The 24,696-nt window shown below is 40.3% G+C and carries 23 protein-coding genes; 13 read left to right on the top strand and 10 right to left on the bottom strand.

What is annotated here, in order from left to right:
• Positions 1–14: 14 nt before the first annotated feature.
• Complete coding sequence (locus tag MF4642_RS13920; RefSeq protein ID WP_078426591.1) at positions 15–1,409, bottom strand: PLP-dependent aminotransferase family protein; 1,395 nt, start codon at positions 1,407–1,409, stop codon at positions 15–17.
• A 127-nt stretch (positions 1,410–1,536) separates the two neighbouring features.
• Here MF4642_RS13920 and MF4642_RS13915 point away from each other — a divergent pair, with 127 nt between their 5' ends.
• Positions 1,537–2,397, top strand: coding sequence for a DMT family transporter (locus tag MF4642_RS13915; protein ID WP_004696025.1), 861 nt, complete (start codon positions 1,537–1,539; stop codon positions 2,395–2,397).
• Positions 2,398–2,807: 410 nt separating this feature from the next.
• A complete protein-coding gene (locus MF4642_RS13910; protein WP_078426599.1) occupies positions 2,808–4,649 on the top strand; it encodes a monovalent cation:proton antiporter-2 (CPA2) family protein in 1,842 nt (613 codons plus the stop codon).
• Positions 4,650–4,767: 118 nt separating this feature from the next.
• Here the strand turns inward: MF4642_RS13910 and MF4642_RS13905 are convergent, their stop codons facing one another.
• Complete coding sequence (locus tag MF4642_RS13905) at positions 4,768–6,345, bottom strand: sensor domain-containing diguanylate cyclase (protein WP_078426590.1); 1,578 nt, start codon at positions 6,343–6,345, stop codon at positions 4,768–4,770.
• Positions 6,346–6,666: 321 nt separating this feature from the next.
• Between MF4642_RS13905 and MF4642_RS13900 the strand changes: the two genes are divergently transcribed.
• Positions 6,667–6,846: a hypothetical protein gene (locus MF4642_RS13900; protein WP_078426589.1), complete on the top strand. Its 180-nt coding sequence runs from the start codon at positions 6,667–6,669 to the stop codon at positions 6,844–6,846.
• Between the two features lie 155 nt (positions 6,847–7,001).
• On the opposite strand, the gene MF4642_RS13895 is transcribed toward MF4642_RS13900, so the two are convergent.
• Complete coding sequence (locus tag MF4642_RS13895; RefSeq protein ID WP_078426588.1) at positions 7,002–7,232, bottom strand: DUF2171 domain-containing protein; 231 nt, start codon at positions 7,230–7,232, stop codon at positions 7,002–7,004.
• A 184-nt stretch (positions 7,233–7,416) separates the two neighbouring features.
• Positions 7,417–7,959, bottom strand: coding sequence for a serine O-acetyltransferase (locus MF4642_RS13890; RefSeq protein WP_005400529.1), 543 nt, complete (start codon positions 7,957–7,959; stop codon positions 7,417–7,419).
• A 514-nt stretch (positions 7,960–8,473) separates the two neighbouring features.
• Between MF4642_RS13890 and MF4642_RS13885 the strand changes: the two genes are divergently transcribed.
• The gene (locus MF4642_RS13885) at positions 8,474–8,692 is read left to right on the top strand and encodes a hypothetical protein (protein ID WP_078426587.1); all 219 of its coding nucleotides are present in this window, start codon (positions 8,474–8,476) and stop codon (positions 8,690–8,692) included.
• 342 nt (positions 8,693–9,034) lie between these two features.
• Here MF4642_RS13885 and MF4642_RS13880 read toward each other — a convergent pair whose 3' ends face one another.
• Together MF4642_RS13880 and MF4642_RS13875 are read right to left on the bottom strand one after the other, a co-directional pair.
• On the bottom strand, positions 9,035–9,631 hold the full coding sequence (locus tag MF4642_RS13880; RefSeq protein ID WP_078426586.1) for a hypothetical protein: 597 nt from the start codon (positions 9,629–9,631) through the stop codon (positions 9,035–9,037).
• 89 nt (positions 9,632–9,720) lie between these two features.
• Positions 9,721–10,419, bottom strand: coding sequence for an exonuclease domain-containing protein (locus MF4642_RS13875; RefSeq protein WP_078426585.1), 699 nt, complete (start codon positions 10,417–10,419; stop codon positions 9,721–9,723).
• A 491-nt stretch (positions 10,420–10,910) separates the two neighbouring features.
• Between MF4642_RS13875 and MF4642_RS13870 the strand changes: the two genes are divergently transcribed.
• The 3 genes from MF4642_RS13870 (at position 10,911) to rnk (ending at position 14,140) form a co-directional block, all read left to right on the top strand.
• Positions 10,911–12,155 carry an alpha/beta hydrolase gene (locus tag MF4642_RS13870; RefSeq protein ID WP_078426584.1) on the top strand — a complete coding sequence of 415 codons (1,245 nt, stop codon included), beginning with the start codon at positions 10,911–10,913 and terminating at the stop codon, positions 12,153–12,155.
• Between the two features lie 156 nt (positions 12,156–12,311).
• Entirely contained in the window at positions 12,312–13,565 is a 1,254-nt protein-coding gene (gene glyA, locus MF4642_RS13860; RefSeq protein WP_078426583.1) for a serine hydroxymethyltransferase, read from the top strand.
• A 170-nt stretch (positions 13,566–13,735) separates the two neighbouring features.
• Entirely contained in the window at positions 13,736–14,140 is a 405-nt protein-coding gene (gene rnk, locus MF4642_RS13855; RefSeq protein ID WP_004696044.1) for a nucleoside diphosphate kinase regulator, read from the top strand.
• Positions 14,141–14,173: 33 nt separating this feature from the next.
• Here the strand turns inward: rnk and MF4642_RS13850 are convergent, their stop codons facing one another.
• Complete coding sequence (locus MF4642_RS13850) at positions 14,174–14,839, bottom strand: hypothetical protein (protein WP_062033636.1); 666 nt, start codon at positions 14,837–14,839, stop codon at positions 14,174–14,176.
• Between the two features lie 161 nt (positions 14,840–15,000).
• On the opposite strand from MF4642_RS13850, the gene MF4642_RS13845 reads away from it, so the two are divergent.
• The 4 genes from MF4642_RS13845 (at position 15,001) to ahpF (ending at position 19,638) form a co-directional block, all read left to right on the top strand.
• Positions 15,001–15,789: a tellurium resistance protein gene (locus MF4642_RS13845; RefSeq protein ID WP_078426582.1), complete on the top strand. Its 789-nt coding sequence runs from the start codon at positions 15,001–15,003 to the stop codon at positions 15,787–15,789.
• 19 nt (positions 15,790–15,808) lie between these two features.
• Positions 15,809–16,942: a toxic anion resistance protein gene (locus tag MF4642_RS13840; RefSeq protein ID WP_078426581.1), complete on the top strand. Its 1,134-nt coding sequence runs from the start codon at positions 15,809–15,811 to the stop codon at positions 16,940–16,942.
• 33 nt (positions 16,943–16,975) lie between these two features.
• Entirely contained in the window at positions 16,976–17,902 is a 927-nt protein-coding gene (locus MF4642_RS13835; RefSeq protein WP_078426580.1) for a hypothetical protein, read from the top strand.
• A 170-nt stretch (positions 17,903–18,072) separates the two neighbouring features.
• Positions 18,073–19,638 (top strand): alkyl hydroperoxide reductase subunit F, encoded by a 1,566-nt coding sequence (gene ahpF / locus MF4642_RS13830; protein ID WP_078426579.1) that lies wholly within the window; start codon positions 18,073–18,075, stop codon positions 19,636–19,638.
• 285 nt (positions 19,639–19,923) lie between these two features.
• Here ahpF and MF4642_RS13825 read toward each other — a convergent pair whose 3' ends face one another.
• From MF4642_RS13825 to MF4642_RS13815, 3 genes are all read right to left on the bottom strand, one after another.
• Complete coding sequence (locus tag MF4642_RS13825; protein WP_004696054.1) at positions 19,924–20,178, bottom strand: YfhL family 4Fe-4S dicluster ferredoxin; 255 nt, start codon at positions 20,176–20,178, stop codon at positions 19,924–19,926.
• A 14-nt stretch (positions 20,179–20,192) separates the two neighbouring features.
• Positions 20,193–21,593 carry a tRNA 5-hydroxyuridine modification protein YegQ gene (gene yegQ / locus MF4642_RS13820; RefSeq protein WP_005400540.1) on the bottom strand — a complete coding sequence of 467 codons (1,401 nt, stop codon included), beginning with the start codon at positions 21,591–21,593 and terminating at the stop codon, positions 20,193–20,195.
• A gap of 462 nt (positions 21,594–22,055) precedes the next feature.
• The gene (locus MF4642_RS13815; RefSeq protein WP_004696058.1) at positions 22,056–22,487 is read right to left on the bottom strand and encodes a Cd(II)/Pb(II)-responsive transcriptional regulator; all 432 of its coding nucleotides are present in this window, start codon (positions 22,485–22,487) and stop codon (positions 22,056–22,058) included.
• 76 nt (positions 22,488–22,563) lie between these two features.
• Between MF4642_RS13815 and MF4642_RS13810 the strand changes: the two genes are divergently transcribed.
• Positions 22,564–23,187 (top strand): cation transporter, encoded by a 624-nt coding sequence (locus tag MF4642_RS13810; protein ID WP_078426578.1) that lies wholly within the window; start codon positions 22,564–22,566, stop codon positions 23,185–23,187.
• 220 nt (positions 23,188–23,407) lie between these two features.
• Positions 23,408–24,696 (top strand): phage late control D family protein (locus MF4642_RS13805; RefSeq protein ID WP_193791715.1); only part of this gene is annotated, 1,289 nt, incomplete at its 3' end.

The following is a 24,696-nucleotide window of genomic DNA, read 5'->3' as shown; positions in this document are numbered from 1 at the left end:
GGTTGAGGCTTTTATTATGTTGAGTCTTGCTGTTGAGCTAACACATTTTTGAGCGTTTCGAAAATACGCGGATCTACCGATTGTGCGACATTGAAGCGTAAGAAATTCTGTGCATTTAAGGATTGGCTAAAAGCATTTCCCGGTGCTAAAACCACGCCGTGTTTTAAACACTCTCGCGCAATGAGCGCAGCATCGAAACCGTCGGGAAGTTTACACCAGAGGAATATACCCGCCTGCGGGACTAGCCACGGGTGAATATTTAAAGCTTCGAGCTGAGTGATGACTTTTTGCATTTCATGGGCAAGGCGTAAGCGCACCGTTTCCATATGCTTACGATAGCCACTGTCTTTTAAAGCAATCAGCACCATATCGGCGGCAAGTCGGCCTCCACCAAAAGAGGTGGCGATCTTTAAATCGATTAGATTTTCAATCCATTCATTTTTGGCCACGATATAGCCACAGCGCAAAGAGGCTGAAATCGTTTTTGAAAAACTACTAACTTGAATGACACGATTGAATCCATCAAAAGCAGCCAGTCGTGGGGCAGGGGTATGTTCAAAGTCGGCAAAAATATCATCTTCCACAATGACTAAATTGGTTTGATCGACCAATTTAAGTAAGCGATGCGCCGTGACGGGGGAAAGCACTGCACCCGTTGGGTTGTGTATGCCTGAGTTGGTAATATACAGCCGTGGTGAGTGTTCAGCTAAAACAGACTGAAAGATCTCCAAATCTGGGCCATGGGGGGTATAGGGCACACTCACAATATTGATGCGATGGGCTTTGAGCAGCGCATGAAAATTAAAATAACAAGGGTCATCAACAATAACAGTATCCCCAGCTTCCAATAAAAAACGACAGATCAAATCAATTGCTTGCGTGCCAGATTCGGTGAGCATGATGTGTTCAGGCGAAGCTTCAACACCAATGTGGGTTAAACGACGAGAAATTAATTGTCGCAGTTCAGGATGTCCTGCTGGTGTTGCATATTCCACCAGTTCTAAGCTTTTTGCTTTTGCCATGCTACGCAGGGCACGCCGAATACCAGTCTCATATAACCATTCGGGAGGTAACCAGCCGCAACCCGGTTTGAGTGTGCTGTGATCTGTATCCAAGGCTTGTCTAGAGACCCATAAAGGATCGACCTCTCTATCGAGCTTAGACCCCATTTGGGCTAAAGCCAGTGGCGCGACAGGGCCAGACACATAAAAGCCTGATCCGGGTTTAGACAGAATGATGCCTTCGGCCATTAAACGTTCATAGGCTTCGACAACAGTTGAAACAGAGACCTGCAATGTACGTGCTTGTTGGCGCACAGAGGGAAGGCGATGACTGGGGAGATAGGTGCGTGAGCTAATTTTGAGTTTAATTTCATCCATGACTACATCAATTCGAGTTTGGCTGCGCATTCCATTTTTCCTCAACTGTATGGGATTTTTATACATTACAGTTTTTATTTATTGTATTGGATTGTATCTCGATTCAAACATGTGGTCTATGTTCAAATTGAGCGATTAACGATAAGAGAATCACGCCATGAAACAGGCAACCAGCGGCTGGGTAAACGGATTAATCGGTGTCGCTATTTTTGCGGGGTCTTTACCTGCAACACGGGTCGCCGTTGCCGATTTTAGCCCCATCTTTTTAACCAGTGCACGGGCCACAATTGCAGCGTTATTAGGATTATTTTTTTTGGTGTTACTTCGCCAAGCACGCCCGACCGCTTCAAACATACCTGCACTTGCAGTCAGTGCATTGGGCGTGGTCATCGGATTTCCACTCTTAACCGCTTTGGCCCTACAGCATGTAAGTTCTGCTCATTCCATCGTTTTCTTAGGATTATTACCTATCAGTACTGCGATTTTTGCAGTTCTACGCGGGGGTGAACGGCCCAAGCCACTTTTTTGGTTGTTTTCAGTGCTAGGAGCTTTCTTTGTAGCAGGCTATGCTGCACTTGGAGAGACGAGTACTGCATGGAAAGGCGACCTATACATGCTGGCAGCCATTATTCTATGTGGTTTGGGCTATGCAGAAGGAGCAAAACTTTCGCGAACATTGGGCGGTTGGCAAGTCATTAGTTGGGCTTTACTACTCTCGTTACCTGTGATGTTCCCGATTGCATTATGGAGCGTGCCTGTTTCATTTCAGCATGTCAGTACAGCCGCATGGATGGGTTTGGCTTATGTTTCTGTCTTTAGCATGTTGCTGGGTTTCGTGTTCTGGTATCGAGGGTTAGCACAAGGTGGTATAGCCTCTGTTGGTCAACTGCAATTATTCCAACCCTTTATGGGACTTGCACTTGCCGCTTTATTACTACATGAAAGCGTGAGTTGGATGATGTTGGTCGTCACTTTGGCAGCCATTGTTTGTGTGGCTGGGGCGAGAAAATATGCTTGAACATACGACGCCTAATTTTATCTTGATGGAGTAAAAATTACGAATGTCAGTCCTATCATCAAAGGTGTCATTTATCTTTGATGGTGGAATCATACTAAATACAATTTTTAAGTATCTATCTGTTATAAAAATCTGCTCTTGATTATCTTCTGTTCATATGTAGTGATGTGTTTTGTATTCCTCGAATAAAATCTTGCTGTATAGCAACAATGCTGTATATAGTTTTAAACATAGACAGGTCAAGCGATGCTTAAATTCGCAGCATGCTGAGTGTTGATGATAAGTCTTAGGAAATCGAGAACGAAAAGATCACCGATGAGACGTCCTCTCCGTACAGGCGAGACCTTAGTGAATAAAATTAAAATAGCGTGAAAATGGTATGGATTGCCAACAACCAAGATGGGAACAAGATGAGTGCAGAAGTAGATTCACTAGGACTGGTTGGGCCTGTTGTACTGTTGAGTGCAGCGGTCATTGCCGTCCCTATTTTTAAACGTATTGGTCTAGGTTCGATATTAGGCTACTTAATTGCTGGATTGATTATTGGGCCATTTGGTTTTGCCTTTTTTAACAATCCCACAGCCATTTTACATATTGCTGAACTCGGCATCGTGATGTATCTCTTTATCATCGGATTGGAGATGCAGCCTTCGCACTTATGGAGTTTGAGGAAAGAGATTTTTGGATTGGGCAGTTTGCAGATCCTTATTTCAGTCATTGCCTTAACGGGTATGGGGATGGTGTTTGGCTTTAGCTGGAAAATTGCGTTCATTGGAGCAGCGGGTTTTGTTCTGACGTCGACTGCGATTGTGATGCAACTGTTAAATGATCGTGGAGAGCTGCATCAACGACGTGGTCAAAAGATCGTTGCGATCTTATTGTTTGAAGACTTATTGATCGTTCCCTTATTGGCATTGGTTGCCTTTATGGCACCCAATCAAGCAGCAGAAAGCTCATCTATCGATTTACAAGGGATTGGCATCGGACTGTTGGCCATTGCTGGATTAATTGTTGCAGGGCATTGGTTACTCAATCCATTATTTAAAGTGCTAGCTGCCGCAAAAGCACGTGAAGTGATGACCGCTGCGGCGTTATTGGTAGTACTGGGCGCGGCATTGCTGATGCAACTTAGTGGTTTATCCATGGCGCTGGGCGCATTTTTAGCGGGAGTGTTACTGTCCGAATCGACTTTTCGCCACCAAATTGAAGCAGATATTGAACCCTTTCGAAGCTTATTACTGGGCTTGTTCTTCTTGGGCGTCGGGATGTCTTTAGACTTGGTAGTGGTCAGACAAAATTGGCCGCTGATTGTCAGTGGTGTAATTGCGTTGATGTTGACAAAAGCACTGATGATTTATGTGGTCGCGCGTTTGACCAAGAGTAATCATCCCGAAGCTTTAGATCGTGCCTTACTGATGGCGCAGGGAGGCGAGTTTGCCTTTGTATTGTTTAGTGCCGCGACGACAGCTCAAATTATTGACAATACCATCAAGTCGAATTTAACCGCGATTGTCGTATTGTCTATGGTGCTAACGCCAATCATCGGCGTGTTATTTAAACGCTTTACCCTTGAACAGGATGAAAGCTCACTTGATCAGGTCAGGGTTGCCGATGGCTTAACGGGTAAAGTATTGATGATTGGTTTTGGTCGCTTTGGTCAAGTGGCCAGTCAGTTGTTATTGGCGCGTAGTGTGGATGTGACCATTATTGATAATGACGTCAATATGATTCAGAACGCGGAAAAGTTTGGTTTTGATGTCTACTATGGCGATGGATGTCGTTTAGATATTTTACATGCTTCAGGGGCAGATACAGCAGAAGCAATTTTAGTCTGTGTCGACCACAAAGAAACGATTAATAAAATTGTAGAATTGGTGAATGCTGAATTTCCTTTGGCTAAGCTGATTGTTCGTTCCTATGACCGTGAACATGCACTGTATTTGTCTAAGAAAAATGTCAGTCTGATGGTTCGAGAAACCTTTGAGTCTGCATTGGCTTTAGGTCAAATGGCTTTGCAGCAATTGGGAGCAAGTCAGGATGAAATTCAGCAGGTGAGTGAGGATATCCGAGCTTTAGATCAGCAACGTTTTGAAATGGAAGTTGCAGCTGATGATGTCAAAGCGGGCATAGGTATACAATATACGCAGCGCAACCCACGACCTACTGCACCCTTGATTAAGCCACAACATACGGGGCAGTTGTTAAATGATGCAGAACTAGAAAAACAGAGTGAAGTAGATGATAGAACTTAAAAAAATGAGTTGAATCATCTTGCATAAAAAGGCCTATATTAGGCCTTTTCATTTTTGAACAGATGGATTTGTAAGCACTGCATGATTTGGCCTAATTTTATATTGAACGAAATCTATGTCAGTCCGATGATGTCGAACGGATACAATTTCGACCATCATTCTTGGCTTGATAGAGTTTTTGATCTGCCAGTTTAATCACATCTTGAATATTCTCTGAGTCTTGAGGCCAAGAGGCGATACCAATTGAAACCGTGATCGTTCCAATTGGATCAATGTAGCTTTGTGCTACTGTTTTACGAAGTCGTTCAGCTGCTATATAGGCAATTTTCGGATCTTCGTGCACCACAAAGACAATAAATTCTTCTCCACCGGCACGGCAGCACACATCATGTTGACGAAAGTTGCTTTTCATATGAGAAGCCAACTTTTTCAACACATGATCACCTTGATCATGCCCATAGTTATCATTCACTGCTTTAAAGTGATCGATGTCCAATGTCAGTACCGAAAAAGGTGTATTGGTTGCTTCTAATTCATTTAAAAACAGTTTCATACCGCGGCGGTTATAAAGTCCCGTCAGCGGATCGGTATTCACGTGTTGTTTAAGCTCTGCAATTTCATCTTTAAAATGTTTGGAGCTAAGCAAGAGAGCGGTGCGAAAGCGTAAAGCCTCAAAATACCAAGGATCGATGTTTTTAATGTCTTGATCAATATTTGGGCGCGTCAACATGCTGGCCATTTGTGCAAGCTTATTGAGTGGTGACGAAATCCAGTAAGAAAGTTTCCACACAAAAATGAACAAGAGTAAATAGAAACCGAGCATAGCCAGTGTTACTTTAACGATGATCGAGTTGGCTTGGCTTAATAACTCTAACGTCGGTTGTTGTGACACGACAACCCAATTCACACTTGGAATTGCCGCAAACCCCGCAAGGTTTTCGATCCCTTTACTATTGACCAGTGCAATATTGCCTGTGGAGTGGGAGGTAATATATTGCATCCCTGTGTTATTTTTTAATGAATCTCCAATGCGGGTTTTATCTGGATGGAAGATGATCTTATTTTTATTATCAACAACATAAGTATAGCTTTTCTTATAAGAATAAGTGGTAGCTAACAGCTCACTCACCAAGTTTTCATTATTCAAATAAATCGAGCCTGTCACGATACCGAGGAACTCATTTTGATGATTAAAAATAGGCTGAGCAATCAGCACAATTAAATTGTTTGACAAGCCTTTGTATGGAGAGGAAATATAGGTTTTCTTGAGCTTTAATGCTTCGGTAATACCTGGAGTTTTATATTGTTTTTTTTGATTAACATGTAAAGTCTCGGGTGAGTATTCCAAAATAAAAGCATTTTTATCGATAATCGTGATTGAGTTAAATTTTTGTGATTGACCTTTGAGACGCGTAACTTCAGCTTTTAAAACCTGTTGATTGGAAAAATCTTGACCAACAATTTGAGCACTATAGCGGAGCTCATTCAACATACTTTCAAAATATTTGTCGGTACTAAATGCAATTTTTGAGGCATAGCGTTGATTGGCAGCTAAAGAGTTTTCGGTTAACTGCTCTTTGATGACATAATTCAGAACAAAAATTGAAATTAGAAACAAGCTTGAGACACAGCCAATAATTAAAATCAAAATAAGTTTTTGTAAATCTAAACTATGAAAAACAGATTTCTTGATCACTCATTGCCCCCAAGACAAGAACAGATTTTTAAAGTTTTGTTGTGACGCCTATAGAAGCTCAATTCTCATGATTGAAATTAATTCGGGTGAAAATTGATGAATTTGCTTACTGGTATTTTTATAAGTATAGAGAAACTTCAGATTAATATATATGTAATTTTTCTATAAAAATTACATTAGTTTTCATTAAGATAATATGAGTAGCACACAATAGCGCATAATTAATTAAAAGCACTATTAAAGTTTAATGAAAACAACATTAAATTGACATGCCTAAACGCAATAATGAGATCTTTCTTATTTTAACCATTGGAGAAAAACATGCATGTCTTTGGCATCGCATTGATCACTTTATTATCATTCATCGGGTTAGGGGCGCTCATTACCGGTTTCGTTGTGGGTGAAACATTCTTTATCGTGATTGGATTACTTTTATTTATTATGGCTTTTTTGGTTTGGTTAAGTATTAAAGATAAAGTTTCAAACCCTTTTAAAGATTAAGAATGTTGTGGTTGAGCGATTTTTATACTTTTACGATAGATCAATATTGATCAAGCTTAGCTAGATGGATGTAGATTACGCTCTTTGCATCTACTTCGTGTGTATATCATATGCAATACCAGCCCAAAGGCTGGTAGCTTTGCAGTTTTTGGGGGCTAGGCCTCAATCCAATTATCTTTAATTTCTTGGGTATCTTTGCTTAACATGACCTGATCCTCTCGAATTTCTCTTACCCATGCACTTGGGATAATATGATGTTTCCCATCGCCATGTTTGGTCAGTTTGATCTCTTGACCTTCTATGTGGTCAACATCTCCGATCTTCGTTCCACATACGGCAATTACACTAGAATGTTCTTTAATGTCTGAAATATTAATCGTGGTCATGATGTACCTCTATCTTATTCATAGAACAAAAACGAAGATTTACCCTAACCTAATTTTTCCTATTCATCGGCATTTTAAATACAATAGCCACATATTATGTCTTAAAATTTACGGAGTATAAAGATTGTTAACCTTTGTTTTATTTATAGAGTGCTAAATTGATTCAATTATGCTGATGTTGTTTTTATTTGCAATTCAGCCAGCGTCTATTTACAGAATTTCCAGCATTATTATAGTGAATGACTTTTGCGTAATTACCTACGGCTGTTGCATTATCAGGAATATCTTTGGTGACCACACTACCTGCACCGATGGTGGCATTATCGCCAATTTTAACATGATCGATAATACAGACATTTGGGCCAATATATACATTGTCGCCAATTACAGCGGCCTGACGACCGCCATTGGCACCAATCGTTGTAAACTGAGAAAGGTTGACATTGTTTCCAATCACAGTCGTTGGGTTGACAATCAAAGGTCCCCCATGACCGATGAACAAGCCATAGCCAATTTTTGTGGTGCAGTGGATATCGATCCCGTATTTCTTCTTCTTATAATAAAAAATAGGGTAGGCCAGTTTGCCAATCCACGATTTTGAAGCCGAAAGACGTAACCAAACGCTAAAGTTAAAACCACGATTAAACAAATAAGTTTTGAGAAATGAACTTAGTTTTGTATTACCACAATACCGATATAAATCACTCAAAATCAATTGAACTAACATGGAAAAGAACTCGTAGGTTGAATGCGCGATTTTACTTGATTTGACGCTGAGATGTTATCTCGATTTTGCCTTTCAGTAGGGTCTCTTATTTTTAAAAAATATCAATTGGCTTTTATTTGTACAGTTGTTTCGAAATGTCATAGACCCTTGTTGATAGTGAAAAATGCTTTTATATTGTACTTACAGTAGGTCGATAACTAAGACGCTACGATGTAGTTGGACGGATCAATGACAGCTCGTTGAGTTTGAAACGAAATGTTCAAACAATAAATCAGCACTAGCCTTCCAACATAGAAAAGCTCGCAGAAATGCGAGCTTTTTTTATGTGAAAAATATATGACTATGTATCTCGGTTGTTAAGCATATTTGATTTAAGTTTATGATTTATAGTTATGATTTTGAAAATATTTATATAAATTAACATTGCGATAAATTCTAACAACTCTAATGGCAGTGCTGGAAAAAACTTGTGTTATAAGATTAAGCAGAGCTAAAAAAGAAAAGGAATATGATCATGACACAGCTTGTAGATGTAAAGGTAAAGGACCAATACAGCCAAACGTATAATGTAAAGGCCCAGTTGAGGCAAGCCCCTGAAAACTCCGAAGCAGAACGTTTGGATCTGTTTAAACGAATTGAACATATCGTTGTTGATGGTGAAGTGATTCTGCCTAGTATTGAACTGTTATTTGAAAGTCGACAAACGGAAAATATATACCGAGTTGTTGATTAACCCTATTGAAAAAAGCCCCATGTTTACATGGGTTTTTTTTATGGGCGATCTACGTCGAGTTGCGTTATCCCATTGCAGTATATAAGAGATAAATTTTTTTGAGCGATTATATTGAAGATCTTAAAGTGAAATTAGGATATCACTTCACACATAGTTTCTATTTTTCAAGCTGTTAGACGAATGGTTCGAGTAACCATTGTGCCAAAGTATTATAAAGTCGATGAAAAACATTAAGATTTATTGCCTGAATGATAAAACAATAGATTGCTAATCAAACTCGTAGTCTTTAAATCTTAACTAAGGCCGAAAAAGACTCAATTATTATCCTTTGAATCTATTTATTTAGGCTGCCTGCAAACGCAACAGTGAGTGATTGATCTGTTGTAAGTGTTGGTTGAGTACTATGGGTTCTATTCGACTTTCCTGTAACGTCGTAATCCATTGCATTTGGCAGCGTTTGAGACTGTGTAAGTCTGTCGCCGATTGAATTTGAAGAATGAGTTGTTTTGCCATTAAGCCACAATAACGTTGTAATAAGCTCATCATCAAATCGCGTGTTTCTTCAAAGCTATAAGCTTTAAGCGGTGGGGCTGGGCTTTGTGTAGGGGTGGGTGGTGCAGGAGTCTGCGCTTTGCTGTCTAAATCTATTGGATTGACGTTATTCTGACTATTTTCGAGCACAGACGTCGATGATTGAGCCTCCGATGACGGCTGTATTGGGCTAGAGACGTGAGCTGTTTGTGTGGAATGAATTAAACCCAATTCAATTAATTGTCCGAGGATTTCAGGCGTTGCGATGCGTTGTTTGAACTGGTCAGCCAATTGTTCAAAATCTTCTGTACCAATTAAAACCAATAGTCGTCTTTGACGCGCATTGAGTGGGATATGACGTTGTTGTAAAGCATCTAAACCTAATGCTGTTTTTTGATAATGATTCATACCTTAATTTACTCCCCCGAAAAAATAAATTAAGGCTGAACATACAGGGTGAAAATTACAACAATATTAAGAATTTATGACAATACATTTTAGAGCGTTTTAATGCTCGTATTTTCTAAAGCTTTGCGTAAGTAAGGATCGAGTTCATCTTGACGCATTAACCACTGAATATAGTCAGCAGGAAGTTCGGCAATCGCTGTTCCGCGATGCTTGCCAAAATTAATGACACGCGGAATACGAGCATCCTCAGAGACAGCAAATAATTGCTCCATGCTGTTTATTTTTAATTGGTGAACCACATGCATTAAAATATTGGCCGTTAAAATAATATCCATATCGGCACGATGAGCCTTTTTAATCATTTCACGGGCTTTTTCACTGCCTTTTGAAATCATATAAATGAGTGCCGAAATATTGTGGGCTTCAGCATCAGGCCAGACCAAACGTGCAAGTGCGAGTGTACAAATCGCTTTAATACGAGAAGTATCGACACCACATTTTTCGATAGCACGAATATCATAATCAATATTATGACCAATGATGTACTGCGTTTCGGTAGGTAGTTTGAAGGTCGTATAGTGAGGCTTCCCAACGAGGTCTGACTCTAAAATATGATGCACAGCCATCGCAGCGAATGAGATTGGTTCATCGACGGTATAGAGCTGATCAAATACTTGGCTTTTGTCTAGGCTTAATTTGCCATTTGTAATTTCAATCGGTGCATATGCAATCTCAATGGGTTGACCATTTAGGGTATGGGTTTCTGTGTCGAGAATAATGGCTTGCATGTGCATATCCGAAAATTAAAAGCTGAATAAATTTATCATTTTCAAGACTATCAAGACAGCCTATGACTGCCAGATTTGTGGTTTATTCGCTGATTTTGTGCAGTGATGGTGTTTAAATCATCTGGTGAAGCTAGGTGATTAGAGATCAGGCTTTATTAAGCAAGGGAAAAGTTGGAAGCTACTTATCGATTTATTTAGGCGGGTTGAAAAGGAAAATTTTTGCTTAAAATTAAAATAATTCTTTGGGATTCGGTTCAAACAAAGACTAGAGAAGAGCTCACTGCCTGAATTCAGTTGTGGGATCAGGATTTATTTTAAATTCCAATGACCAGTTTTTATAACAATGGTGAGTGTGCATTTGCAGACAATGTTCACTTTGTATCATTCTCGTAACTGGTCTTGCCATGCGTCATTTTGAGGCGTAAATCATTAATCTATTCAAGTGATTTGAATCGTTACAACAAGAAAAAATGTCATTAAGGAATTTTAAGATGAAAAAACATATATTGGCCGTGTTCGTCAGTAGTTCTATGCTTGTTTTAACAGCCTGTGGAGGAGGGGATGGCGATTCAACTTCTGTTGGTGTGGATGATGGGATTCCTAAAAATAATATTGTTAATCCAGTCGTAACTACGCCAACAGCATATACAGCTACAGATATGTCAGCTACCGCTGGTGAAAGTGTGGTCATGACTTATAAAATGCTGGGTCAGGACAATAAAGAAACTCGCGCAACAGCATTGCTTTTTACCCCTAAAATAGTAGCTCCGGCGAAAGGTTGGCCAATAGTGGTGTGGGCACATGGTACTACAGGTGTTGCTGATATTTGCGCGCCAAGTAAATCTTCTATGGATCCTGATGTAAAATCGATGATTAATGAGTTACTTAGCGCGGGATATGTTGTTGTTGCTCCCGATTACGAAGGACTGGGAGAGCCAAGTGGTACAGAAGCCCACCCTTATCTTAATTTAAAAAGTGAAGCTTTTTCGATTACAGATGCAGTAGTTGCAACACGTGACTACTTAACCAAACAAGGTAAATCGGTTTCAAAAAACTGGGTGACGGTTGGACACTCACAGGGCGGTCATGCTGCTTTAGGTGCTGGTGAATATCAAAGTCGCGCGCAGTTAGATTATAAAGGGACAGTTGCGATTGCACCTGCGTCTAATTTAAAAACGATCTTTCAAGTGGGGGCTGCAAGTGTTGCAAATTTGCCAGCAACTCAACAGGTTGCTACTTATACTTCACTGAATTCCTATGCTGCACTCATCACTGCAGGTATGCAAAATCCACCCAATATAACTTTGTACGGGCAAGTGTTTGAGTCTGAAGCAGCCCGTATTGCACGAACAGCTGAATCGGCATGTTCAGGGACTGTTTCTGTAAATTACTATACGGAAATGAATATTTCTGCGAATACATATAACACATTAAATGGGTATTACCCAAAAACAGGATTCCTTGATTTGCCAGTCATAAAAAACTTTTTAGATAACACATCTCAGCCTTTGAAGGTCAAACAAACAGCGCCAATTATTATTTATCAAGGTACCAATGACACGACTGTTCCAAGAGCGATTACGAATATTTTATATGCTGGAGCTTCTCAAGCTGGAAACAATATTCGTTATGTGACTGATGACAGTGAAACGACGAAATGGACCCATACCACATCGTTTAGTGAAAATATCGATGATATTGTTGACGATGTCAAAACTCTCATGCCAATTCAGTAATTTGCTTTGACCCAAATCGCTCATGGAGTTCTGCTTCGTGAGCGATTTTTTATTTAAAACTGCGTAAAGTTCGTTCTCGAAATTTATAAACTTCATGCTACAATACGCGCCAATCTTAGCACGGCTTAAAAGCCCTAATTTCATAGGACCTCGCTAATGTTTGCCAATATCTCAATTGCTGAATTTGATCCAGAAATCGCGCAAGCAATCACAAATGAAGATGCTCGCCAAGAAGCGCACATCGAACTGATTGCTTCTGAAAACTATTGCTCTCCAGCAGTAATGGAAGCGCAAGGTTCAAAACTTACAAACAAATATGCTGAAGGCTACCCAGGCAAACGCTACTACGGCGGTTGTGAATATGTAGACGTGATTGAACAATTAGCGATTGACCGTGCTAAAGAGCTTTTCGGTGCAGATTACGCAAACGTTCAACCGCATGCAGGTTCACAAGCAAACTCTGCTGTTTACTTAGCCCTTCTTAACCCAGGCGACACTGTTTTGGGTATGAGCTTGGCTCACGGTGGTCACTTGACTCACGGTGCAAAAGTAAGCTTTTCTGGTAAAACATACAACCCAATTCAGTACGGTTTAAACCCTGAAACTGGCGAGATTGATTACGAAGAAGTTGAACGTTTAGCAATTGAGCACAAGCCACGTATGATCGTAGCTGGTTTCTCTGCTTATAGCCAAATTGTAGATTGGCAGCGTTTCCGTGACATCGCGGATAAAGTTGGTGCTTACCTATTTGTAGATATGGCTCACGTTGCTGGTCTAGTTGCTGCTGGTGTTTACCCAAGTCCAGTTCAGATTGCTGACGTAACAACAACCACTACACACAAAACACTTCGTGGCCCACGTTCAGGTTTAATCCTTGCAAAAGCAAACGAAGAAATTGAGAAAAAATTACAATCAGCTGTATTCCCTGGTAACCAAGGTGGTCCATTGGTTCATGCGGTAGCGGCTAAAGCAATTTGCTTTAAAGAAGCAATGGCTCCTGAATACAAAGTTTACCAACAACAAGTGGTGAAGAACGCTCAAGCAATGGCTGAAGTTCTTATTGCTCGTGGTTATGACATCGTTTCTGGCGGTACAGAAAACCACTTGTTCTTGTTATCTCTTATTAAGCAAGATGTAACAGGTAAAGAAGCAGATGCATGGTTAGGTGCAGCTCACATTACTGTGAACAAAAATGCTGTACCAAATGACCCACGCTCACCATTTGTGACTTCTGGTATCCGTATTGGTACACCGGCTGTGACGACTCGTGGTTTCGGCGAAGCTGAAGTACGTGAACTTGCTGGCTGGATCGCTGATATCCTAGACAGCAAAGGTGACGAAGCTGTGATTAACGCTGTTAAAGCGAAAGTTGAAGCTGTTTGTGCGAAATTTCCTGTTTACGCAAACTAAGTTCTGACTTGAGAAAGCCCCCTCAAGGGGGCTTTTTTTATAGCATTAAAAAATCAAAATCAGTTGAAATGTAATTTAGACTGCATTTCTGATATAACAGAAGTTATAGGCTAATAAATTATTTTTAATAAGAATTTTATTCATACCGTATTCAAATAGGAATGCAGCACATGGCAAACCCAGCAATTATCATTTCTGAGCAGGATCTTCATCGTTTAGAAACGATGTTAGAACATCAGCCTAAACTTACACCGACCATGCAGTTGCTTGAAGAAGAATTGGCCCGCGCCGATGTTGTTGCTCCACAAGATATGCCTGCCAATGTGGTAACGATGAATGCAAAAGTTTTACTGACCATTGCACCATCTACAGAAGCATCTGAAATTACTTTGGTTTATCCGCATGATTTTAAAGGCGAGAAGGGACAGGTCAATGTTGTGGCCCCAATTGGTGCAGCAATTCTTGGCTTAGCTGAAGGTCAAGAAATTGAATGGCCGCAGCCAGATGGTCAAATGATGAAAGTCAAAATTGAAAAAGTGGTTTATCAACCTGAGCGTGAAGGCGATTATTTATAATATTGAAACACCCCTATTTTAAAGCCATGTTGATCATGGCTTTTTTATGACTTTGAATATGTACTTTCTATAATGAAAGACAGTAATGCAAAAGAAAACAATAAAATAGAGTGCTGATTGATTGCGATTTTTTATTTCATTTAGATAGAGTTGTTTATATTGCTGATAGGCTTGTTCATAGCCGAAAATCTTTTTCCCATTCACATTTAATGCATACAAAATATCCTGATGGCTTTTTAGATAAGTGATGGGTTGCCCTGTCCAAGCGGTAATATCTAAAGGGACCTGCATTGCATCGAAAAGCCATTGGCAAGTATGAAAATAGCGAATAGGCAAATTCATTTTTTTCATTGGATTTTTCGGGCCTGTGTCAGAGGAGGTCTTAAGTGGTGCGTCTGGCCAACGATCACACCAAACTGTTTGAATTCGACCTTGGTTTTGGCTAAAGATACCGACCAAAAAATGCGTTTTCCCCAAGCTGTTTAAGTTATAGGGTGCTTGATTTTTTTGATAAAGTTGGACGGCTGTTTCATTATCTAGCAGTGTGCCACTCACTTGTTGTAATTGGCTTGGATCATGCTCTAAAAATGTTTCGTGAATGTGTTTTGCTTTATAGTGTGCACCAACACTGATAAGTAAGGTTAATGCAATGCAGAAACCTAAACTATAACGAATGATGTGCTGAAGGCGAATGATCATAATTTTGAATAGATATAATTTTGTTGGAAACAGAAGCGATGATTAGCCAGATCAAGATAAACGGTTTTCACAGCATTTTTGCAAAAATCTACATGTTATTTAATATAAAAGCTGTACTATAAAAATGATTTTATTCAATTTCTTTATTGGGTTAAAGCACTATGGCGCAAATTGACGTTCTTGTTCCTTTAAGGGATATACCAGTCAATTCAGATGAACTTTTAAGTATCCAGCGTAATGATTTGGTTCCGTTGCTGAACGATCAATATCGTCTCAATCATTATGCAGATAGTGTCATTCAAGCGCAGTCTGTGCTGTTAAATGGAATAGACCCGCAGCTCACTTTACAGTTGAGCCAAACCATTGAGCAACTGATCCAGTCATTGGCTGATTCAAAAAAATACCTGAAGAAGCGTAAATTTAATGGGCTACAAAAGTGGCTCGGAATTGATATTGAATATGGTTCAACCCAAGTTGAATACTATAAAAAACTGGATCAGCTGTTGGATCGAGCCAATCATCTCAGCCAAAAATTACAAATTGAAATTCAAAAGTCACAGGCACGCTATCAGCAGTTAACAGGCTTACGTGAGCAAATGGCCAAATATATATCTGCGGCCGAAGCATTTTTAATGGAATATCCTAAATTTGTGAAGAATGCACATCCTTTAGATAATTTTGAAGAACGTTTATCCAAGAAAATAAACAGCTTGCAGACTTTGCAAAGCAGTAATGATATTGCGATTACGCAAATGCAGTTGTCACAGCAGCTTTCACTGAGTTTGTTAGACCGATATAAAGAGGCACAGCAGGTTTTGATCCCAGCATGGCAATATCATGTCAAACAATCGCAGCAATCAAGCTCGACAATTGAACTGGAAAAGCTAGATAATAGCCGTGAAAAATTGATTCATACCTTAAAAAAATCACTACAGAAACCAACACTTTAAGAAATAGATTAGGTGAATTATGACCAACTCAGAACAAAACAGTCTTGTGGTAGAGCCAACCACCGAAGTGATTGAACATAAGTTTCAACAGTTAAATTTGCAAGAAATTGGCTTGCAGCAAGATGACTTCAATGCAGTCTTGGCAGCACGGAAAGAGTTGGCAGAAATCAACCATAACGCCGTGGCGGAGTATGGTAAAAATATTGCGACACAAACTTCTGGATATACTGATGAGTTGTTAAATTTGGTTCAAAATAAGGACTTGGATGAAACTGGGCAAAAGCTAAATCAGGTGGTACAAGTTGCACAACAACTGAATACCTCAAGTATCTTAAATAAAAAGAAAAATTCAGGTTTCTTCGGTGGCTTGATGAGCAAAATTAAAGGGGCAAAGAATAATATTGATATGCACTTTAATACCACCAAAGAACAAATAGATACTTTGGTGAAAGAAATTGAAAAATCGCAGTCTGGTTTAAAAGCACGCGTTGATACACTCGATCGGATGTTTCATGGTGTACAAAGTGAATATAAACAGCTCGGTGTGTATATCGCAGCGGGTCAGTTGAAACAGGATGAAATTCAGCAGGAAATCTCAACACTGACTGCACAGGCGCAAGACCAAACCACAACGCAGAGAGTTTACGACCTCAATCATTTAGCCAATAATTTGGAAAAACGTGTAAGTGATTTGCAGGTTTTACAACAATCAGCCATGCAAACATTACCGATGATTCGTATTATTCAGTCTAATAATTTGATGTTGGTCGATAAGTTTTATGCGATTAAAAACATCACATTGCCTGCATGGAAAAATCAAATTAGTTTGGCGATTTCTTTAAATGAGCAGAAGAATAGTGTGCAGTTGGCCAATACCATTGATGATGCGACCAATGACTTGTTGAAGCGCAATGCTGATTTGTTACATCAAAACTCAGTAGATACAGCAAAAGCAAATCAACGTTCAGTGATTGATATTGAGACGCTTGAACATGTACAAAACACCCTCATTAAAACAGTAAATGATGTGATTCAAATACAAAAAGAAGGGATGCAGAAACGTGCGGAAGCAACCACACGTTTGCGTAGTTTGCAGGACAATTTGAATCAATTGGTTTTAGACTCGAGTTCTAATCGTACGACACCATCTTAATGCCGAGGTGGATGGTCAATAGAGGAGAAGCGTTTGCCTTCCTTAGATGAGTATGTTGTTCAGCCTCAGCACATTGAACAAGGCGTGGTTGCACTTAAACAACGTCAACGTAAACTGAGTTTATGGTGTATGTTGAGTGCTGCCTTGTTTATTGCCTCCAGCATTAGTTATTTTCTACAACCTGATTTTGTCTATAGCTTTTTTGGGCTGAGCACTGAAATACAGCAACTGCATATGCCCATGAGTGTCGATGAAAATCTCGCATCACTAGGACATCAGCCAGATTATTTTCTGAATTTGCTGTCGTGGTTTGGTTGGCTTGTGCTCAAGATCATGGTGTCTTTTATTGGGGCATTCATACTGGTGCACTATACACGGAAAATTCATTTTTTCTATGTACGTTTTCAGTCTTTTATACTGAAATTTGTGGCATGGCTGATTGCCTTTATTCTGCTTTGGTCAGGACTGACTTATGTGCAATATGATTTAAAAGATGATGAAAGCGAGGCTTTTCAGCAAATCGTACACTACGATAAAAACATTCAGCAAAGTGAAATAGCACAGTATTTGCAGCAGTCGCAAATTCAAATGCCTGTAAAACATTATTTGCTTGCGCAGACGGCATTGTTACACCAACCTGTCGATAAAAATGCAGCCATTCCGCATGTGCTTGCTCTGGTCCAAGCAGAAAAAACCGATTCACATTTTATTGAATATGGGTTTAAGCCTGAACAGTTATGGACGATGCAGCATCAACTCTATGGCAAAACACTCACGCCGATGGCTGCAAGTGTAGAAAAGCAAGTTCAGCAAGCAGCGCAGTTCACTAAGGTCATGCAATTCTTCTCACTTATCTTGATGTTACTGATGGCAGTGCTAAGTCTTTTGTTGTTTGGTTTGACACGTCAGTTAAAGGCCAGAACGCTAAGAATTGAACAGCGGATGCAGAGTGAATCTTAAGCTTTGACTTCGTAAAAAGTCCTGCGGGGTAGTGGGACTTTTTATGATGAATATCTTTAAATCTATAAAACCGATTATTAAAATAAAAACAAACTGTTTTATCTATTTCTAGATTTGCTCTATGATTCTTCTATCAAATAAATTTATAGACTGCTTTGGAGAGCTTAACAATGTTAGATCAAAATACTTCAGCTCAATTAAAAACACTTCTTGAACGCCTAGAAGGTCCGATTGAATTGGTTGCGACTTTGAATGGTTCTGAGAAATCAGACAAAATCAAAGAATTGGTTGAAGAAGTTGCAGCACTGTCTCCACTGGTGACTGCACGTTTTGATGGTCAAAACTCACGTGCACCTAGCTTTGGTGTGGCAAAAGCCGGTGAAGAGCCGCGTGTCTTCTTTGCGGGTTTGCCGATGGGACATGAGTTTACCTCTTTGATTTTGGCATTGTTACAAACCTCAGGTTATGCACCCAAAGTATCAGATGAAGTTTTAGCTTCAATCAAAGGTTTAGGTATCCAGTCTGACTTTGACGTCTTTGTCTCTTTAAGCTGTCATAACTGTCCAGACGTGGTGCAAGCCTTAAACCTGATTGCCATTTACAATCCGGGCACGACAGCCACCATGATTGATGGTGCATTCTTCCAAGACGAAGTTGAAGAACGCAAAATCATGGCTGTACCGATGGTGTTCCAAGACAATAACCATATCGGTCAAGGCCGTATGACCTTGGAAGAGATTGTTGCCAAACTGGATACCAATTCCGCAGCTAAAGAAGCTGAAAAACTCAATGCCAAAGAAGCTTTTGATGTTTTAGTGATTGGTGGTGGTCCTGCGGGAAATACCTCAGCCATTTATGCAGCACGTAAAGGCATTAAAACAGGGATCGTGGCTGAACGGATGGGTGGTCAAGTCATGGATACCATGGACATTGAAAACTATACCTCGATTCAAAAGACTCAAGGGCCGAAGTTTGCTGCTGAAATGGAAGCACATGTACGTGAGTATGGTGTGGACATCATGAACTTACAACGTGTTTCTAACATCAAAGGTGCAGATGAGACCGCGAATGGCTTGGTTGAAGTCACCTTAGAAAATGGTGCGAAGCTTGAATCTAAAACGGTAATCCTTTCAACAGGCGCACGTTGGAGAGAAATGAATGTGCCGGGCGAAGCAGAATACCGTACTCGTGGTGTTGCTTACTGCCCACACTGTGATGGCCCACTGTTTAAAGGCAAACGTGTAGCAGTAATTGGCGGGGGGAACTCAGGTGTCGAAGCTGCGATTGATCTTGCTGGGATTGTAGAACATGTGACTTTGGTTGAGTTTGATACCAAACTACGTGCTGACCAAGTGTTACAAGACAAGTTACATAGCTTGCCTAATACCACAGTGATCCTGAATGCACTCTCAACTGAAGTTGTGGGTGATGGTTCACAAGTGACGGCATTGAAATATAAAGACCGTGCAACTGATGTAGAACATACGGTTGAGCTTGCAGGAATCTTTGTGCAAATTGGTTTATTGCCAAACACCGATTTCCTCAAAGAAACAGCGGTTGAGCTTTCAAACCGTAATGAGATTGTGATTAACGATCGCAACGAAACCAATGTCAAAGGTGTATTTGCCGCAGGTGACTGTACGACAGTACCTTACAAGCAAATCATCATTGCCACAGGTGAAGGCGCGAAAGCCGCTCTGTCTGCTTTTGATTATATTATTCGTTCTGGGCTGTAAGTGTGAAATGAAAAAGCCAACGCTCTCCCAAAATATACGTTGGCTTTTTCCCTTTATTTTGTATCTCTGATCTTTGGTTTTACCCTTGATAGGAACTGAGTCGCTAACAGCTCAGTTCCTTTTTTTCGTTTAAAGCAAATATCCTCTACAAAGAAAAAGCCAAAGTGCTCCCCAGTCACTTTGGCTTTTTCATTTAGTTTTTGTTTATTGTTATTCTTTGCCCAGTTTTTGTTTTGAAACTCTGAGTGTGGTCAGTACTCGGTTTCTTTTCTACTTTCCCCAAGGTTAGACGCTAAATAAGTTCAATCCTTTAAATTTTTCTAACAATTGTTGCTGTGTTTCAACGTGTTCTGGATGTGGCTCGATACAAGCAATTGGGCAAACATCGACACAGGTTTGGGTGTCATAAAAACCAACACACTCGGTGCAACGGCTGACGTCTATTTCATAAATTTTATCACCTTCAAAAATAGCGGTATTGGGACATTCGGGAAGACACATATCACAGTTAATACAAGCATCCGTTATTTGTAGTGCCATAACATTATCCCCAGTCAGCTTGCAACATAGGCCAAGGCAGGCGCTGAAATGTCGGCATTTGAATGCGGTAAGTTACGAATGAGTAGGGCATAGCGCATGTCGACATCAGCAGGAACAGGGATTTCAACCACATGACCTGAGCCTTTCGCTTCAAGTATTGGATTGCCTTTTTTATCGAGGATTTCTGTTAGTTCAAAAGTGATGTTGCCTGAAGTGGTCATGAGTTCGAGCACATCACCCACTACAAAACGGTTTTTGACATCGACTTTCAGATAATCGCCATTGCGTTCCAAAATTTCACCGCAGTATTGTTGATGGTCAAAACTGGATGAACCATTTTCATAGTTTTGATATTCGCTATGCACGTGGCGGCGTAAAAAACCTTCGGTATAACCACGGTTGGCCAGACCTTCGAGTTGTGTCATGAGTGAGGAATCGAAAGGTTTACCTGCGAGCGCATCATCTATGGCTTTGCGATAAATTTGTGCTGTACGGGCACAGTAAAAATAAGACTTGGTGCGTCCTTCAATTTTTAAAGAATGAATCCCCATTTGGGTTAAGCGCTCAACATGTTGCACCGCGCGTAAGTCTTTTGAGTTCATAAAGTAAGTACCATGTTCGTCTTCTTCAGCAGCAAACATGTCTTCATCATGACGTTGTAGTAATACGGGTTCATCAAACTGATGCTGTGCTTGCATATGCAGTTCATCAGCATTAGAGCTTGAACAGCAGTTGGAGCCTGTATTCAGATTTTGGACTGGGATCACATCGCCATTTTCATCTTGCTGAGTCTCGTGTACTTTGTATTCCCAACGGCATGCATTGGTACATGCCCCCTGATTGGCATCACGTTTATTCATATAGCCGGAAAGCATACAACGTCCAGAGTACGCCATGCATAGCGCACCATGCACAAAAACTTCAATTTCCATGTCTGGTACTTGTTGCTTAATTTCTTCAATTTCATCAATAGATAATTCACGGGACAAAATGACCCGAGTCAGTCCCATGTTCTTCCAAAACTTCACAGTAGCCCAGTTAATGGCATTGGCTTGAACCGAAAGATGCACATCCATGTCTGGAAAATGTTCGCGTACCATCATAATCAGGCCTGGATCCGACATGATCAGGGCATCGGGTTGCATTGCAACCACAGGTGTGAGGTCACGAATAAAGTTTTTGAGTTTTGAGTTATGTGGTTGAATGTTGACGACCACATAAAACTTTTTACCTAAGTCATGCGCTTCTTGAATGCCGATAGCCAGATTGTCATGGTCAAATTCATTATTGCGCACACGTAAACTGTAACGAGGTTGTCCGGCATAGACTGCATCTGCACCATAGGCAAATGCATAACGCATATTTTTAAGCGAACCTGCAGGAGAAAGAAGTTCAGTAACGTGATGAATGCTCATGATTAAACTAAGGCATAGAAAAAATATGGGTTTATTGTAGGGCTTTAAAAAATAGATTCAACCTAGTAAACAACTCGGAATTTAAACGGTTATAGACGCGAAAATTACATGTTCAAATGCTGGATGTGAGTGCTCCATTATAAATGTTTGAATATATGGTTTTATGTGGCTAAGGATAAAAATGAATTTAAATCCCCTTGTTTTATAAAGTAAAAGATCTGTTATATAAAACTTACTTGAGGTTCTAATCATCAAAAAGCTAGAGTTCTTTGTGGCCTTTTATCCGAAATAATTAGGGATCATTTTTATTAGATTTGCTGTGAAGCTAGATTTTTTATTTGTGAATTTATTAAAAAATTAAAGAAAATAAATATAAAAATTCTGCATTGACTATGTAAGGCTCGGGTAAATAGGTAGCAAAACCAAATAATACCCACAGTCTAAATTTTGTATTGATGTGTTTTATGCATCTGTAAGTCCTGCTTCAAGATGTCTTAGAATTTGGCAATCATCAATGGTTGATTGAGTTGCGCAGGACTGCCGAAGTTGTTGTAGTTGTATCTGAAATTTTTGCAATTCAATGATTTTTTGTTCGACTTGTTTTAAATGCTCATCGATCAGTTGATTGACCGCACTACAGTCTTGTTGAGGCTTTTGTTCCAGTTCAATCAGGTATTCAATTTCTTTGAGTGAGATATCCAGCGCGCGGCAACGTTTAATAAAAATGAGTCGTTTAAGCGCATCATCTTGATAATAGCGATAGTTATTTTCTCCGCGAAAAGAAGGCTCTAATAAATGCTTTTTTTCATAGAAACGAATGGTATCGGCACTTAATCCCGTTTTATGGACTAAGTCTTTCATCAAATAAATAGCAGATGAGTTTTGTTGATTCATTTTGCTTGACCTTAGAGCGACTCCATAGTTTTTAATCATAATAGAAAATGATTACGTCTGAATAGAGATTGTTTATATGGCATGTTCTTCTTGCAGTTGTGCACCCGCACCGCAAAAGCCAAATAGTAAGTTTAGAACGGCATTGTGGATAGCCTTATTTATCAATTTAGCTATGTTCGTGGTGGAGCTTCTTGGTGGGGCTTATGCGCATTCGTCATCCTTATGGGCCGATTCTTTAGATTTCTTTGGCGATGCAGTTAACTATGGTATTTCCCTAGCGGTGCTTGGTGCGAGTTTATATTGGCGGGCGACAGTGGCACTGCTCAAAGGCATAACCATGGCGTTGTTTGGCCTGATAGTGATTGGTAAAGTGATTTATGCCTATGCTTTGGGAATTCCGCCTGAAGCCATGACCATGGGGGTGATAGGTGTGATTGCTTTGCTTGCGAATGTGGTTTGTGCCGTCATTTTATATGCCTTTAGGGAAGGTGACTCTAATATGCAATCGGTCTGGCTTTGTAGTCGAAATGATGCGATTGGGAATGTGGCAGTTATTTTTGCTGCAATAGGTGTGTTTGGTACAGGCAGTTTGTGGCCAGACATAATCGTGGCAGGCATTATGGCGACTTTAGGTATGACTGCGGGTTATCAAGTGGTGAGCAAAGCATTATCTGAGCGTAGATTACAGCTCGAGAATTAAGAAAACGCTAAATTTCTTAATCAAAGTGAAATTATTTTCCATAAAAATGCTCCGCAGTTGCTCGGAGCATTTTGTTGTTTACATAATAAGAATAAAACTCTGCTCATTTGTCAAATTGATATAGCTATAATGGCGCCTAATTTATGATCGCTGTTTGCGATCGACTATGACTGAAACTTACTTTTTAAAAATATAGACGATGATAAATACAATCACTTAAGTGCTTGAGCAATTGGGGTTAAGTGCACAAAAACGTGCCATTCATGCACAATTTTCACCTGCTGCATTAAATCATGACATCTTTTTACAGCATGTTGAAGGCACCCATGCATTAAACCAGGGTTTAAATGTTGAATTGATCTGCCTCTCAACCAATGCCCTGATTCCACTGAAACAATTTATCGGAGTGCAAGTCGCGGTCGATCAGGTCACAGATCAAGGCACATTATTTCGCAGCACAGGGATCATCACCCAAGCCGAACAAGGACAAAGTGATGGTGCACTGACCCTGTACAAACTTCGCTTAGAAGACGCAACGGCACTTTGGCATAAACGTCGCAACAGCCGAGTGTTTATGAATAAAAGTGTGCGAGATGTCAGTGAAATACTCTTTAAGGAATGGCAGAGCAAAAGTCCGCTATTTGCTGCTAGCCTCAGTCTTGATCTTTCTGGTTTAAATACAGAGACCGATGTTCGACCTTTCATCATGCAGTCAAATGAAACCGATTATGACTTTCTAACACGACTCTGGCGCAGTGAAGGCATCAACTGGCTGATTGATGAAGCTGAACTCTATGTACCTCATACTCGTCATCCGATTCAAGCCCAAAAACTTAGACTCTTGGATGACAACAGTCAGTTTCAAGCCTTAAAGCGTCGACAGATTCGTTTTCATCGTTCTAGTGCTACCGAACAACAGGACAGCATCATCAGTCTGAGTGCACAGCGCAGCCTGCAACCCACTGCAGTCCATATTCAACGTTGGCAAGCCGATCACTTGAGTCAAGAAGAAGGCGCAGGTTCAGTCCAAAGCCAACATCAACACAGTACACAACAAGACAATGCTAGCCTCAGTTTAGAACAAGCGTGGCATGTTAGCCCTGCATGGATGCAAGATTTAAATGGAGATGATCAGGCGACCGCAGCATCAAACAACCAAATTGAAAAACTCAATCAAACCCTGAGTAATGTCTACAACCAACAGGCGAAACAATTCACTGCACAGAGCACCGTACGTGATGCCCAAGTGGGGTATTGGTTTGAGTTACATGAACATCCTGAACTTGATCAACACAGTGATGCAGACAAAGAATTTCTGATCACGACCAAGACTTTCTATAATCAAAACAACTTGCCCAAAGATCTGAGTGAGCAAATTCAGCATTTACTGAAACAAAGCCAATGGTCACTCAAAACCAGCACAGTGCCAAGCGAACGCCAAGCCAACCACTTGAGTTTACAGCGTCGTCACATCACGACCGTTCCAGCTTATAACCCGATAGAGCACCG

It is taken from the genome of Acinetobacter sp. MF4642, assembly GCF_002018925.1.
Lineage (GTDB): Bacteria > Pseudomonadota > Gammaproteobacteria > Pseudomonadales > Moraxellaceae > Acinetobacter > Acinetobacter johnsonii.
The sequence above is the reverse complement of the archived record's forward strand: the minus strand, read 5'-3'. Positions and strand labels throughout refer to the sequence as shown.